At 67.1% G+C, this 14,435-nt stretch carries 15 protein-coding genes; 9 read left to right on the forward strand and 6 right to left on the reverse strand.

Annotated features, from left to right (window positions below):
* The first annotated feature begins 103 nt into the window (after nt 1–103).
* Nucleotides 104–601, forward strand: a complete 498-nt coding sequence (locus FBZ83_RS21815) for a DUF6803 family protein (protein ID WP_145688671.1) — start codon at nt 104–106, stop codon at nt 599–601.
* Between the two features lie 43 nt (nt 602–644).
* Here FBZ83_RS21815 and ccoG read toward each other — a convergent pair whose 3' ends face one another.
* A complete protein-coding gene (gene ccoG, locus FBZ83_RS21820) occupies nt 645–2,120 on the reverse strand; it encodes a cytochrome c oxidase accessory protein CcoG (RefSeq protein WP_145688673.1) in 1,476 nt (491 codons plus the stop codon).
* Between the two features lie 107 nt (nt 2,121–2,227).
* Nucleotides 2,228–2,779, reverse strand: a complete 552-nt coding sequence (locus FBZ83_RS21825; RefSeq protein ID WP_145688675.1) for an HD domain-containing protein — start codon at nt 2,777–2,779, stop codon at nt 2,228–2,230.
* A gap of 67 nt (nt 2,780–2,846) precedes the next feature.
* On the opposite strand from FBZ83_RS21825, the gene FBZ83_RS21830 reads away from it, so the two are divergent.
* From FBZ83_RS21830 to FBZ83_RS21845, 4 genes are all read left to right on the forward strand, one after another.
* Nucleotides 2,847–4,040 (forward strand): vWA domain-containing protein, encoded by a 1,194-nt coding sequence (locus tag FBZ83_RS21830; RefSeq protein WP_145688677.1) that lies wholly within the window; start codon nt 2,847–2,849, stop codon nt 4,038–4,040.
* A 443-nt stretch (nt 4,041–4,483) separates the two neighbouring features.
* The gene (locus FBZ83_RS21835) at nt 4,484–6,175 is read left to right on the forward strand and encodes a methyl-accepting chemotaxis protein (protein WP_145688680.1); all 1,692 of its coding nucleotides are present in this window, start codon (nt 4,484–4,486) and stop codon (nt 6,173–6,175) included.
* A 133-nt stretch (nt 6,176–6,308) separates the two neighbouring features.
* The gene (locus tag FBZ83_RS21840) at nt 6,309–7,013 is read left to right on the forward strand and encodes a hypothetical protein (protein WP_145688682.1); all 705 of its coding nucleotides are present in this window, start codon (nt 6,309–6,311) and stop codon (nt 7,011–7,013) included.
* A 96-nt stretch (nt 7,014–7,109) separates the two neighbouring features.
* Nucleotides 7,110–7,430: an antibiotic biosynthesis monooxygenase family protein gene (locus FBZ83_RS21845; protein WP_145688684.1), complete on the forward strand. Its 321-nt coding sequence runs from the start codon at nt 7,110–7,112 to the stop codon at nt 7,428–7,430.
* Nucleotides 7,431–7,452: 22 nt separating this feature from the next.
* Here FBZ83_RS21845 and FBZ83_RS21850 read toward each other — a convergent pair whose 3' ends face one another.
* A complete protein-coding gene (locus FBZ83_RS21850; protein WP_145688686.1) occupies nt 7,453–7,932 on the reverse strand; it encodes a phosphate-starvation-inducible PsiE family protein in 480 nt (159 codons plus the stop codon).
* A 250-nt stretch (nt 7,933–8,182) separates the two neighbouring features.
* On the opposite strand from FBZ83_RS21850, the gene FBZ83_RS21855 reads away from it, so the two are divergent.
* From FBZ83_RS21855 to FBZ83_RS21870, 4 genes are all read left to right on the forward strand, one after another.
* Nucleotides 8,183–9,628, forward strand: a complete 1,446-nt coding sequence (locus tag FBZ83_RS21855) for an NADP-dependent isocitrate dehydrogenase (RefSeq protein ID WP_145688688.1) — start codon at nt 8,183–8,185, stop codon at nt 9,626–9,628.
* A 78-nt stretch (nt 9,629–9,706) separates the two neighbouring features.
* A complete protein-coding gene (locus FBZ83_RS21860; protein WP_348982515.1) occupies nt 9,707–10,288 on the forward strand; it encodes an RNA polymerase sigma factor in 582 nt (193 codons plus the stop codon).
* Nucleotides 10,288–11,079, forward strand: coding sequence for an anti-sigma factor family protein (locus FBZ83_RS21865; RefSeq protein WP_145688690.1), 792 nt, complete (start codon nt 10,288–10,290; stop codon nt 11,077–11,079). The genes FBZ83_RS21860 and FBZ83_RS21865 overlap by 1 nt, the downstream gene beginning before the upstream one ends.
* A gap of 175 nt (nt 11,080–11,254) precedes the next feature.
* A complete protein-coding gene (locus tag FBZ83_RS21870) occupies nt 11,255–11,638 on the forward strand; it encodes a GcrA family cell cycle regulator (RefSeq protein ID WP_114857504.1) in 384 nt (127 codons plus the stop codon).
* Between the two features lie 116 nt (nt 11,639–11,754).
* Here FBZ83_RS21870 and FBZ83_RS21875 read toward each other — a convergent pair whose 3' ends face one another.
* The 3 genes from FBZ83_RS21875 to FBZ83_RS21885 form a co-directional block, all read right to left on the reverse strand.
* Nucleotides 11,755–12,357, reverse strand: a complete 603-nt coding sequence (locus FBZ83_RS21875) for an exopolysaccharide biosynthesis protein (RefSeq protein ID WP_186466159.1) — start codon at nt 12,355–12,357, stop codon at nt 11,755–11,757.
* A 98-nt stretch (nt 12,358–12,455) separates the two neighbouring features.
* Nucleotides 12,456–12,836 carry an oxidoreductase gene (locus FBZ83_RS21880; protein WP_145688694.1) on the reverse strand — a complete coding sequence of 127 codons (381 nt, stop codon included), beginning with the start codon at nt 12,834–12,836 and terminating at the stop codon, nt 12,456–12,458.
* Between the two features lie 156 nt (nt 12,837–12,992).
* Nucleotides 12,993–14,216, reverse strand: a complete 1,224-nt coding sequence (locus tag FBZ83_RS21885) for an NADP-dependent isocitrate dehydrogenase (RefSeq protein ID WP_145688697.1) — start codon at nt 14,214–14,216, stop codon at nt 12,993–12,995.
* Nucleotides 14,217–14,435 lie beyond the last annotated feature (219 nt).

The following is a 14,435-nucleotide window of genomic DNA, read 5'->3' on the forward strand; positions in this document are numbered from 1 at the left end:
CTGCCGTCGCCTTTTTCCCGACCCGCGGACGCGCCACGACCCGTGCCAGGACTTGTGCTTTACAAGGCACCGGCGCGCCCGCCGAACACGCGCGAGTCACCCCATGACCATGACCCACTACATGGAACTGCTGGCCGTCAACCAGCCCTGGAACCTGCTGATTTTCATGGCGGTCCCCGTCATCCTGGCCGAGACGGTGGCGATCAGCGAACTGTACCTGCTCTACACCCGTGACTACGACGGCCCGGTGCGGCGGCTGAACCGCTGGGCCGGCATCACCGTCGGCGTCTATTTCACGGGCGTCTTCGTCCACCTGATGCAGAACGCGGTCGTTCCGCTGACCGCGTCGGGCGGTTGGCGCGGGCCGGCGGACGTGCTGGCGGTGGGCTTCTACCTCGCCGGCATCGTCCCGCTCGGCGGCATCGCGCTGCTGGACCTCGGGCTGATCGGCCGGGGCCGCGGCGAGCATGGCCGCATGGCGATCCACGCGGCCCTGGTCGGGCTGTTCCTGATCGTCGCCCACATCGCCATGATCTTCGGCATGCTGGACCCGACGCTGCTCACCGGTGCCGCCGCGGCCGGCGGGCACGCTATGCACTGAACGGATGCGGACTGTCCCTCTCCCGCCCCGGGAGAGGGACTCTTCAGGGCGCCATGAACACGCTGCGGTGCCGGCCGATCTCGCCGCTGGTCAGGTCGCGCGCCAGCACCGTCACATCGGTGGAGCCCGGCGCCGCGGCGCCCTGCGGGACGCGGACGAAGATGCGGTAGGTCGCCACCGAGTCCGCTTCCGCGCCCAGGGTCAGCGAACTTCCGGACTGGGCATCGACGCTGGCGACCGAGAGGTCGGCCTTTGCCAAACCCTCCACCGACAGGCGGTAGGTCCGCGCCTCGTGGGTCTTGTTGAGGATCTTGATGGTGTAGGCGTTCTGCACGTCGCCGTTCGACTGCTGCACGTAGAGCGGGGCGCGGTCGCGCAGCACGCTGACGTCCAGCGTCGGGCGCATGGCCAGCGAGATCGCCATGGCGCCGGCCACCACCAGGATGATGAGGGCGTAGATCACCGTGCGCGGGCGCAGCAGCCGCACCGGGGCGGCCTGGCCTTCGGCCTTGGCGACCTGGTTGGAGCGGGTGTCGAACAGGATCAGGTCGCCGGGGCGTCCGACCTGGGCCATCACGTCGTTGCAGGCGTCCACGCACAGGCCGCAGCCGATGCAGGAAATCTGCTGGCCCTTGCGGATGTCGGTGCCGGTCGGGCAGACATGGACGCACAGCTTGCAATCGACGCAGTCGCCCAGCCCCTCCGCCGTCCGCTCCTCCCAGCTCTGCGACTTGCGCAGCGGCGCGCGCCCTTCGCCGCGCCAGTCCTGGTAGGTGACGACGTAGGTGTCCTCGTCCACCATCGCCGCCTGGAAGCTGCGCCAGGGGCAGACATAGATGCAGATCTGCTCGCGCGCCCAGCCGGCGAAGAAATAGGTGGTGGCGGAGAACAGCCCGGCGAAGGCCAGGACCTTCCACGACACCTCGCCGGTCACGATCTCGCGCAGCAGGGTCGGGGCGTCGTTGAAGTAGAAGATCCAGGCGCCGCCGGTGACCAGGGAAATCACCAGCCAGATGACGTGCTTCGACGCCTTCAGCCCCAGCTTGCGCGCCGACATCGGCGCCTTGTCCAGCCGGATGCGCTCGGTGCGCGGTCCTTCCAGCTTGCGCTCCACCCACATGAACAGGTCGGTCCAGACCGTCTGCGGGCAGGCGTAGCCGCACCAGATGCGGCCGAGCAGGGTGGTGGCGAAGAAGATGCCGAAGGCGCCGATGATGAGCAGGCCGGTCAGGTAATAGACCTCCTGCGGCCAGATCTCGATCCACAGGAAGTAGGCGCGCCGGCCCACCATGTCGACCAGCACCGCCTGATCGGGAATGCCCGGCCCGCGCTCCCAGCGCAGCCAGGGCGTGACGTAGTAGATGCCGAGCAGGACCGCCAGCGCCAGCCATTTCAGGCGGCGGAAACGGCCATGGACGTCGGCGGCGTAGACCTTGGGGCGTTGCACGAACCAGCGCTCGCGTGGCTGGTCGGCATCACGGGCGGCGGGGGTTTGGGCGGCGGGGGAGGTGAGGGACATGGCGTGCGACCTTGCTTTGACGCGGCGGCCAACCTAGTCCCTCTTTTATAAGCCTTCCGTGATGTAGTCACACTGCGGTAAATCAGCCGCCGCAGCGGCAAAATGGGTCAGACCGCCTCGCCGCGCAGCTCGGCCAGCCCGTCCTCATAGGCGCGGTCGAACAGCGATTCCAGCCGGGCGTCGGTGCCGCGCAGGCCGGCGACGACCGCGTGCGCCCACTCGAAATACTCAACCTTGCGCTCCAGCGGCCAGTCGGCGGGCGGACTGTGCGCCATGGAGCGCAGGTTGGACACCTTGTCGGCCAGCTTCACCAGCTTGGCGCGGGCGGAGGCGGTGGGGGCGGCGTCGATCTGCCGCTGCTTGCGCTCCGCCTTGCGCAGGCGCTTGTCGTCGGTGGTCTCGGCGACGACGCCGGCGACCTCCGCCCCGAAATGCTGCTCGATCTCCTCATAGGAGGCGTCGGTGTCCTCCAGCGTGTCGTGCAGCAGCGCGGCGATGACCACCACCGGGTCATTGCCGGCCGTCGCCTCGGCGCACAGGAACGCCACCTCCGAGAGATGGTTGAGGTAGGGCTCGGCGCGCACGCCCTTGCGGCGCTGATCGATGTGCTTGTGCGCGGCGAACTCCAGCGCGCGGGCGAAGTCGAGAAGGGCTGTCATGGCGTTCCTGGCGGGTCGGCGCTACGATGAGGGCGGATGGGGACGAAACCCCACGGGGGGAAGCGGCATGTTCACGGGTTTCTTCTTCGAACTGCGCAAGGCGGGCGTGCCGGTCTCGCTGAACGAGTACCTGACGCTCATGGAGGCCATGAAGCGCGGCGTCGCCGACTTCCGCGTCGAAGACTTCTATTACCTCAGCCGGGCCTGTCTGGTGAAGGACGAGCGCAATCTCGACCGCTTCGACCGCGTGTTCGGGCAGGTCTTCAAGGGGCTGGAGGGGGCGGAGGGCGCCGGGGGCGACGAAATTCCCGTGGTCGATCTGCCGGAGGAGTGGCTGCGCAAGCTGGCCGAACGCTTCCTGACCGAGGAGGAGAAGGCGCAGATCCAGGCGCTGGGCGGCTGGGAAAAGCTGATGGAGACGCTGGCCGAGCGGCTGGCCGAGCAGAAGGGGCGGCATCAGGGCGGCTCCAAATGGATCGGCACCGCCGGCACCTCGCCCTTCGGCGCCTACGGCTACAACCCGGAGGGCGTGCGCATCGGTCAGCACGAATCCCGCCACCGCCGCGCCGTGAAGGTGTGGGACAAGCGGGAGTTCAAGAATCTGGACGATCAGGTCGAGATCGGCACCCGCAACATCAAGGTGGCGCTGCGCCGCCTGCGCAAGTTCGCCCGCACCGGGGCGGCCAGCGAGCTCGACCTGCCGGGCACCATCCGCGCCACCGCCAGCAACGCCGGCTGGCTGGACCTGAAGATGGTGCCGGAGCGGCACAACACGGTGAAGGTGCTGCTGTTCCTCGACATCGGGGGCTCGATGGACGACCACATCCGGCTGGTCGAGGAGTTGTTCTCGGCGGCGCGGGGCGAGTTCAAGCATCTGGAGCACTTCTACTTCCACAACTGCGTCTACGAGAGCGTGTGGCGCGACAACAAGCGCCGCCACGACGAGCGCACCCCGACCTGGGACGTGCTGCACACCTATCCCGCCGACTACAAGCTGGTCTTCGTCGGCGACGCGGCGATGAGCCCCTACGAGATCGCCTATGCCGGCGGCAGCGTCGAGCATTGGAACGAGGAATCGGGGCAGGTCTGGCTGCAGCGGATGCTGTCCGTTTACAGCCGCGCCGTCTGGCTCAACCCCACGCCGGAATCGCGCTGGGGCTACACGGAGAGCACGCGCATGCTGCAGCGGCTTCTGGGCGGCCGCATGTACCCGTTAACATTGCAGGGTCTGGACGCAGCGATGCGTGAGCTGGTGCGCTAAGCAGCTCCCGACAACCGCGTCCCTTCAAAAATCCAATCCAAAGCCGCGGGTTTTCAATCCATCGGCGTACGCCGAAATGGAAGATGTGCGTTGATGATTCCGGACGGGGTGGATTATCAATCACTGGCTGAGAAGAGCTCGCCAATGTTTGATTACTCGAACTGATTTGCTTCGGAAACGGAACGAGTTTGCGGTTTTCATAGATCAAGAAATCCGAGTCGTAAAGTTAAGTATCTGAACATTACTCGAAATTGTATTACTATATGATACAATCGGGGTCGGGCTTTCCTTCGTTTTAAACATTGATCGTCATTTCTGCGACTTCTCGGCAACATTCGTGGGCAAAGCATTGCTGAGAATCGTTCTGCCTTGAACGCATACGATTGCACTACGAAGCATGAAGCTTCCCGTTCACAGCATGCAGTCGATGAGGGTCAGGGAAAATGGAGGGTGTTCTTGCGCGCATCAGCATCAGCGGCAAAATCTACAGCGTTGTCGCGATTCTGGGTGTGGTGGCCGCTATCATTGGTGGCGTCGGCTCGTTCGGAATGCAGGCGTATGACGACAAGTTCGACCAGATTCAGAACTGGTCCCGGCGCGCCCTGATCAACGAGCAGATCAACAGCCTGATTTACAAGGTCGTCATGGACAGCCGCGGCATCTATGCCGCGGATGGGACGGCGGACGCGACGCCCTACGCCAAGAACATTGTCGGCGCCACCAGCGAACTGGAAAAGCTCGTGGGCAAGCTCGAATCTCTGCTGCCTCCGGAAAGCAAGGCCGCTTTCGGCGAGACGCAGCAGACGGCCCGCGCCTTCGTCCTGCACCGCAACGAGGTTGCCCGTCTCGGCATGGAGGTCGGCCCGGACAAGGCGCGCGAGCACGGCGACACCCCCGAGGCCCGCGCGCTGCGCAGCAAGCTGGGCCAGTTCTTGGAGAAGGCCTCCGAACGCAATATGCAGGGCATCGACAAGGCCAACGATGAGCTGACCGCTGTGAACAGCCTGATGACGACGCTCATGATGGTGGTCGGCATCGGCGGCGGACTCGGCGCGCTGGCGTTGAGCGTCCTGGTCGCTCGCGTCGGGATTTCCCGCCCGATCGCCGGAATCACCGGCGTCATGGAGCGGCTGGCAACGGGCGATACCTCGGTGACCGTTCCGGGCCTCGGCCGTGGCGACGAGATCGGCGGCATGGCCAAGGCGGTGGCGGTCTTCAAGGACAACGCCGTGGACCGCGAGCGCATGCGGGTCGCCGAGGAGGCGGAGCGCTTCGCCAAGGAGCGGCGCACCCACGCCGTCGAGGAACTGGTCCAGTCCTTCGACCGCAACGTCTCCGGCATCCTGCGCACCGTCGCCTCCGCCGCCACGGAGCTGGAGGCCACGGCGCAGAGCATGCTGACGACCGCCGACCAGACCAAGGGGCAGGCGGCCAGCACGGCGGCCGCGGCCGAGCAGGCGTCGGTCAACGTGCAGACCGTCGCCGCGGCGACCAACGAGCTGAGCGCGTCGATCAATGAGATCAGCGGTCAGGTGACGCGCTCGACCAACATCGCCAGCCACGCGGTGGGCGAGGCGCAGCAGACCAACGAGCGCGTCCAGGGCCTCGTCGCGCAGGCGCAGCGGATCGGCGACGTGGTGAAGCTGATCACCGACATCGCCAGCCAGACCAACCTGCTGGCGCTGAACGCGACGATCGAGGCGGCCCGCGCCGGCGAGGCCGGCAAGGGCTTCGCCGTCGTGGCGTCGGAAGTGAAGAACCTCGCCAACCAGACCGCCAAGGCGACCGAGGAGATCGCCTCCCAGATCGCCTCCATGCAGGAGGCCACCGGCGGGGCGGCGGCGGCCATCAACGGGATCGGCGACACCATCGGCACCATCAGCGAGATCGCCACGATCATCGCCTCGGCGGTCGAAGAGCAGGGGTCGGCGACCGGCGAGATCGCCCGCAACGTGCAGCAGGCCGCGCAGGGCACCCATCTGGTGACCACCAACATCACCGAAGTCAGCGACGGCGCCACCCAGACCGGCTCCGCCGCCACCCAGGTGCTGGGCGCCGCCGGCGAGTTGTCCCGCCAGTCGGAGGTCCTGCGGTCCGAGGTTGAGCGCTTCCTGGCCGGCATTCGCGCCGCGTAAGGGGCAGGGGGGAGCGGGCGGAGGGCGCCGGTCGCCTCCCGCCCATTTCCTCCTGAACGGACCGAACGGCGTTTGCCGGACCGAATTCCCGTTTCTATCGTCACGGCCAACCAGCGTTCGAAGGGAGAAGGCCGTGGCGAAATCCTATCTGGAGTCGTGGAAAAAGGCGAAGGACCGCTTCGAAAAGGCAACGGGCAAGAAGAAGCCCGACCCCAAGAGCCGCTTCGGCAAGCTGTTCAGCAAGATCAGCTCGACCGGCTTGGAGAGCGCGCTGAAGAGCTACGACGCCGCCACGACGATCAAGGACGCGCAGAAGCACGCCCGCGCCTTCCAGAGCGCGGCGGGCAACTACATCCCGACGCTCGATGCGGCCGGCAAGGCCGCCAAGCAGGACGGCGACACGGTCTACGCCGAGGCCTGCGCCGCCATGGTGGCGTCGCTGAGCAAGATCGCCGCCAACGTCGTGACGGATCTGGAGCGGTTCGACGATCTGCCCAAGGACATCGACGGGTACTTCAAGTCGCCTTACTGGTTCAAGCTGCTGCAGAAGCAGGCCAAGAAGGAATTCTCGATGGAGAACATCGAGCTGTACGACTTGATCCTGAAGCGCAAGCTTTCGAAGGAGGACGCGTCGGAAAAGGCCTATAAGGAATACGTCGACAGCAAGGCGCCCAAGGAAGTGAACATCAAGTCGGCAACTCGCAACGCGTGCAAGCAGGCCGCCGATCAGGGCAAGTGGAAGGCTATCCCGTGGGATGACGTCTTGTTCGATCTGGGCATCAATCTGGCCGACACCATCGGGCGGCTGCACAGCGATCTCGCCAAGGGCGAGGTCTGACGGCCGGCGGGCGGTTGACGGGGCGGGCCTCCGTCGTCACCTTGAAGGCTCGGGTCGAAGGGTCCGCTTTCAGGGACGGCATCGGGAGGCTCCGCCATGTACATCGCCATGAACCGTTTCCGCGTGCGTCCGGACGCGGAACAGGACTTCGAGGAGGTCTGGCTGAACCGCGAGGTCCATCTGAACACGGTTCCGGGCTTCGTGGAGTTCCACATGCTGCGCGGCCCTCGTTACGAGGACCATCGCCTCTACTCATCCCACACCGTTTGGGAGTCGGAGGCGGATTTCCAGGCCTGGACCCGCTCGGAGGCGTTCCGTGCCGCCCATCGCGGGGCGGGCGACCGCAAGCCGCTCTATCTCGGCCCGCCGCAGTTCGAAGGCTTCGAGGTGATCCAGACCGTGGGGCGCGAGGGCTGAAGCGGCACCGCCGCGCGCGCGGTCAGCGCTTCAGCGCGTCCTCGTCGCCGATCAGGCGGTGGGCGATGGCGACGGTGATGAGGCCGGCGAGCAGAAGGCCGTACTGCCATAGGCTGGACCAGTCGCCCGTCTGCACGTCGCCCGCCACCGCCTGGACCGGGCGCACGATCAATTGCCGCAGCAGCGTGATCATCGCCACCTCCAGGAAGACCCGCAGGTGGAAGCGGTTGGTCCGCACATAGTCGACCTCCGCGGAGATCAGCGCGGACAGCGTCCAGACGATGAACAGCACGCCGAGCGCGTGCAGGAAGCCGTGCGCGAGCTGGTCCTTCTGGAAGGCCGCCCAGGCTTCGATGAAGAATTCCCAGACCACCATGGCGCTCGCCGCGACCAGGGCGATTGCCAGGACGACGTGCAGCAGCCCGTTGAAGGACTTCAGGGCGCGGATCAGGCCCTGTTCGAGAAGGGAGTTGGGCGCGGTGCGGGGAAGCGATTGCAGCATCGTGGCGTGTCGCAAGGTCGAAGGGTGCGGGAAGATAGAAGCCCAACCCGGCGGACGCCCCCGCCGTTTTGCCATTGCCGCCATGGGGAAAACGCAAGCATTGCAGATCAGCGTCAAGTCGCCGCATCAATGGTCCCGGCTTTGCAGGTGGAGAAAATCACCGCCCATTGAACTCCGGGCCTGATTTCGTCTAGGGTCGCCGCGGTCCCTCCGGCGTCGTTCCTTCGAGGGCTCCCCCAGGAGTGAATGGATGCGCGAAACCACCCCCATCACGGTCGCCCGCGGCGACGGCATCGGTCCGGAGATCACCGACGCGGTGCTTCACGTGATGGAGGCCGCCGGCGCCCGCCTGAAGGTGGAGGAGGTGCCGGCGGGCGAGCAGGTCTACCGCCGCGGCCATCTGGGCGGGCTGGACGCCGCCGGCTGGGGGTCGATCCGCCGCACCCGCGTCTTCCTGAAGGGGCCGATCACCACGCCGCAGGGCTACGGCAACAAGTCGCTGAACGTCACCGCGCGGACCACGCTGGGGTTGTTCGCCAACGTGCGGCCCTGCGTGTCGCACCATCCCTATGTCCGCACGCGGCACCCGCGCATGGACGTGGTGATCATCCGCGAGAACGAGGAGGACCTCTACGCCGGGATCGAGCACCGCCAGACCGACGATGTGATCCAGTCGGTCAAGCTGATCTCCCGGCCGGGGTCTGAGCGCATCGTGCGCTACGCCTTCGACTACGCCCGCGCCAACCATCGGCGCAAGGTGACGGCCTTCGTCAAGGACAACGTCATGAAGATGACGGACGGGCTGTTCCTGAAGATCTTCAACGAGATCGCCGCCGAATATCCGGAGATCAAGGCCGACCACCTGATCGTCGACATCGGCGCCGCCCGTCTGGCCGACCAGCCGGAGCGCTTCGATGTGATCGTGACGCTGAACCTGTACGGCGACATCGTGTCGGACATCGCCGCCCAGATCACCGGCTCGGTCGGGCTGGCCGGGTCCGCCAACATCGGCGACGCCTGCGCCATGTTCGAGGCGATCCACGGCTCGGCGCCGATGATCGCGGGGCAGGGGATCGCCAACCCGTCGGGCCTGCTGATGGCCGCGGTGATGATGCTGGTCCACATCGGGCAGGGCGACGTGGCGGCGCGCATCCACAACGCCTGGCTCAAGACCATCGAGGATGGCGTCCACACCGTGGACATCTTCAACCGCGGGGTCAGCCGCCAGCGCGTCGGCACCCACGCCTTCACGAACGCGGTGGTGGAGCGGCTGGGCCAGATGCCGGTGACCCTGCCCACCGTCGGCTACGCCGTCACCGCGCGGCCCGCCTATGAGTCCGGGGTGCGGCTGTCGCCGCGCCGCAAGGCGGTGAAGGAGCTGGTCGGGGTGGACGTGTTCCTGCACTGGCCGGGCGGCAACCCGGACGAGTTGGCCGGGCTGGTCCTGCCGGTGGCCACCCCGGCGCTGCGCCTGTCCAGCATCTCCAACCGCTCGCAGAAGGTCTGGCCGGAGGGCAACATCGGCGTCTTCTGCACCGACCATTGGCGCTGCCGCTTCCTGGCGCCGGAGGGCGTGGCGGTCGGCCACGCCGACATCGTCGAGCTGCTGTCGGGCCTCGCCCGCGCCGGGCTGGACTTCACCCAGACCGAGAACCTGTGCAACTTCGACGGCAAGTCCGGCTTCTCGGCCACGTGACGCGCGAAGCGGTGGAATAATCCGCCGCCGCCGGGCGTCCAGACGGGCAGGACATCCTTCCAAGGGGAGCGCCGCCGCATGCCTCTGCCAATGCCGCCTCCCGACCCTCCTCCAACGGGCGGCCCGCCAGCCAATGGCCCTTCGGCCAATGGTCCGGTGGACGAGCGGGCCATCGCCGCGCAGGTGCCGCGGCTGCGCCGCTACGCCGCAGCACTGGCCGGCAACCTGTCCGACGCCGACGACCTTGTGCAGGACTGTATCGAGAAGGCGCTGGCCAACCGGCACACGCTGCGGGACGTCACCCGGCTTGGCGGCTGGCTGCTGTCGATCCTGCACAACCTGCACGTCTCCGGCCTGCGCTGGCGCCGCCGCCGCGGGCCGGAGGTGCCGGTGGAGGACCTCGCCAACGATCTCGCGCTCAGCGCCGCCCCCGCCGACCGGGCCGAGGTGCGGGATTTCGTGCGGGCCTTCAACCAACTGTCGGAGGAGCACCGGGCCGTGCTTCTGCTGACCGGGCTGGAGGGGCTGTCCTACCGCGAGGCGGCGGAGGTGCTGGGGGTTCCGGTGGGAACCGTCATGTCGCGGCTGGCCCGCGCCCGGGAAAAGCTGCGCGTCCTGCTGGACGGCGGGACGGAGCAGGCGGTGAGGAGGATCAAGTGATGGACACCGAACCGGACGCCCCGGTGACCGAGGCCGACCTGCACGCCTGGATGGATGGAGAACTGCCGGAGGACCGGCGCGGCGAGGTCGAGCGCCATCTGGCCGGCAATCCCGATCTGGCCCGCCGCTTCGAGCGCTACCGCGCCCAGCGGGCGATGCTTCAGGACACCTACGGCCCGCTGGTCGACCGTCCCTTGCCGGCGGCCCTGGTGCCGCCCTACGCCCGCACGGCCGGCCGGCCGGCGGCGCGCCCGCGGCGCTGGCTTCCGGCGCTGGCCGCCGCGGCGGTGCTGCTGGTCTTCGTGGCCGGCGGGGCGGGGGGCTGGTGGCTGCGCGGCTGGTCGGGCGGGACGGGCGGCAGTGGCGCGGCCTTCGTCGCCGACGCGGTGGCGGCGCATCGGGTTTTCGCGGTGGAGGTCCGCCACCCCGTGGAGGTTGGCGCCGACCAGGAGGCGCATCTCGTGGGCTGGCTGTCCAAGCGCCTGGGCAAGCCCCTGCAGGCGCCGCGGCTGGCCGCGAAGGGCTATGATCTGGTGGGTGGGCGGCTGCTCTCCGACGCGCGGGGGCCGGCGGCCCAACTCATGTACCAGGATGCGGCCGGTCGCCGCATCACCCTGTACATCCGTCCGGCCTCCGGCGCGCCGGACACGTCCTTCCGTTTTGCCCAGGACGGCAGCGTTCAGGCTTTCTACTGGCGGGACAACGGTTTGGCGTGGGCGGTAACGGGTGACCTCGACCGAGTGACCCTTTCGGCCATAGCCGAGGAGGTGTACGGCGCGTTGAACTCATAACACCCACAGACTTATGCACAGGAATGTTGCTCAAGCCCCCTATCCCTCTATCCGGCCATCTGGTAGCTTGGCCGGCGTTGGGCACAAAATATTGCGCCTTATGGAAAACGGCCGTCTGGTCGGAAGGTATAGTGGTTAACCAAGTCACCGGTTACCGGACCACGGGAGACAGGGGATGAGTTGGACGGACGAACGGGTTCAGCAGCTTAAGGACCTCTGGGCCCAGGGGCTGAGCGCGAGTGAAATCGCGGACATCCTGGGCGACATCACCCGCAACGCGGTGATCGGGAAGGCGCACCGCCTCGGCTTGTCGGGACGCCCGTCGCCGATCAAGAAGAAGCCGACCCGCGGGGCGACGATCCTCGCCTTGACCGAGCGCATGTGCAAATGGCCGGTCGGCGATCCGAAGCACCAGGACTTCCATTTCTGCGGCAAGCCCTCGCTGCCCGGACTGCCGTACTGCGCCGAGCACGCGGCGGTGGCCTACCAGCCGGCGTCCTCCGGCAAGAAGCGCGACGAGGACCGCAACACCGGCGACCGCACCGTCGGCGCCGCTTAGACTCTGTCGGATTTCTCCGCCGGATCCCTCCGCCGGATTTCCGGATTTCGGGCGCTCTTCACGCGGGCGCCCGCCCGACGCGGTGACCGGATCGGCAGCCGTAAGAGGAGCGCCGGTCAGATCGGCGCCGAAGTGATCGCCCACCAGCTTCCGGCGATCAGCATTGCCGACACGCCTGCCGCGGCCACGCCCAGACCGAGACCGGCGGCGACCGCCAGACCGTCCTTCACAATCAGCCCCAGCGCGATCACCAGCACCGCCAGACCGGGCAGGGTGTTGCCGAACGGGATGGGCAGGGCGATCAGAATTCCCATCACCAGCACGAAGAGGCCCAAGGGACGCTGCACCCCCTGATGGGTCAGCGATGGCCAGCGCGTGCGCAGCCGGGCCTCCAACCGCTCGATCAGCGGCGTTCCCTTCTCCACGATCTTTTCAAGCGTGCCGCGCGCGACGCGGCGGCGACCAAGCCAGCCCGGCACCTCCAGCCGGTCGCGGCCGACGATCATCTGGACCGCCACCAGCGCCAGCACCGTGCCGAAAATCAGTCCCGCCGGCAGCCCCGGCGTTGGAACCACGGCGGGGATCGCCAGCGCCAGCAGCAGGAAGCCCGGCGCACGATCGCCGAGATGGCCCAGCACCTCGCCCAATGATGGCTTGTCGCCGGTCATGCGCCCGTGCAGCCGTTTGAGCAGCGCGGACGCCCGAGCCGGGTCCTTCATGTCCATGTCCTGTTCCAAATCCCTGTTCCATGGTTGCCGCGTGGATGTGGTGGCGCGGCGGCTCACCGGAAAGGGGGGGCGCAGGGCACGGGCGGGAGTCAGTACTCCTCGACCTCGTGCTTCAACTGCACGAGGCGGCCGCTCAGCAGCGACAGCATGAGCTGCACCACCATCTCGTGCACGATCAGCGTGTGCGTGTTGCCGCTGTCCTGCATGTGCTGGCGCAGCGCCTCGCGCACCGCCGGAACGCCGGTCACGTCGATCAGCACGTCCACCGCCGCGCCGAGCCGGGCGAGGTCCATGAAATCGGTCGTGGTGGCGACGCCGCGGTCGCGTGCGAGCCGCATGCCGGGCGCCTCGGCGTCGAGGTCGGCGACGCCGAGAATCTCGACGAAGGGAGCGTCCAGAAGCCGCGTCAGCAGCGGCGTTCCGGTTTCGCCGGCGCCGATCACGGCGATGCGGAAGATGTCCTTGGCCATGGGAAAGTCTCGAATTCCGGTTCGTCAGGTCCGCGCCGGCATCGTGCCGCGCGGGCAAGAAAAAAGCGGGGAGCCGAAACTCCCCGCCACAACCTTACCTCGACCCGGCGTCCCGTTTGACCGGGACGCGTCGTCGCACCTGACGCGGAATGCGCGTTACGCCGAGGCGGCCATCTTCTTCTGCAGGTTCTCGTCGAGCTTGTCGAGGAACTGCTTGGTGGTCAGCCAGGGCTGATCCGGACCGATGAGGATCGCGAGATCCTTGGTCATGAAGCCCGACTCGACGGTCTCGACGCAGACGCGCTCCAGCGTCTCGGCGAACTTCACCACGTCCGGCGTGTTGTCGAACTTGCCGCGGTAGGCGAGGCCCTGCGTCCAGGCGTAGATCGAGGCGATCGGGTTGGTGGAGGTCTCCTTGCCCTTCTGGTGCTCGCGGTAGTGGCGGGTCACCGTGCCGTGGGCGGCCTCCGCCTCGACGGTCTTGCCGTCCGGCGTGATCAGCACCGAGGTCATCAGGCCCAGCGAGCCGAAGCCCTGCGCCACGATGTCCGACTGCACGTCGCCGTCGTAGTTCTTGCAGGCCCACACGAAGCCGCCTTCCCACTTCAGGGCCGAGGCGACCATGTCGTCAATCAGGCGGTGCTCGTAGACGAGGCCCTTGGCCTTGAACTGGGCGGCGTAATGCTCGTCGAACACCTTCTGGAAGATGTCCTTGAAGCGCCCGTCATAGGCCTTGAGGATCGTGTTCTTGGTCGACAGGTAGACCGGGTAGCCGCGCTCCAGGCCGTACATGAAGCTGGAGTGGGCGAAGCCCTCGATCGACTCGTCCAGGTTGTACATGCCCATGGCGACGCCGGAGGCGGGGAAGTCGTACACCTCGTGCTCGATCGGCTCGCCGCCGCCTTCCGGCACCCACCGGATGCTCAGCTTGCCCTTGCCGGGGACGACGAAGTCGGTGGCCTTGTACTGGTCGCCGAAGGCGTGGCGGCCGATGATGATCGGCTTGGTCCAGCCCGGAACGTAGCGCGGAACGTTGGAGCAGACGATCGGCTCGCGGAAGACGGTGCCGCCCAGGATGTTGCGGATCGTGCCGTTCGGCGACTTCCACATCTTCTTGAGATTGAACTCCGTCACCCGCGCCTCGTCCGGGGTGATGGTCGCGCACTTGACGCCGACGCCGTACTGCTTGATCGCGTTGGCCGATTCGACCGTCACCCGGTCGTCCGTCTTGTCGCGGTTCTCGACGCTGAGATCGTAGTATTTCAGGTCGATGTCGAGGTACGGCAGGATCAGCTTGTCCTTGATGAACTGCCAGATGATGCGCGTCATCTCGTCGCCGTCGAGTTCGACGACCGGATTGGCTACCTTGATCTTCGTCATGGGTGCGAGTTCTCCCCGAACGGGTAGGGGTTGTCTTATGCTTGGACGCCGGGCGCGCTGTGCGAGGGCACGGGCCGGGACCTCCATCCGAAGACGGGCCCCGGTTCCCCGGACGGAAACGGATGGCGGTTATATAGCACCGGGGCACCGCCGAAAGAAAGGACCGCGGGGCACCAAAACAGACGATATCGCGCTGAAAACGGCGCGATTTGCGCGATC

Source organism: Azospirillum brasilense (assembly GCF_007827815.1).
GTDB classification, from domain to species: Bacteria; Pseudomonadota; Alphaproteobacteria; order Azospirillales; family Azospirillaceae; genus Azospirillum; species Azospirillum brasilense_C.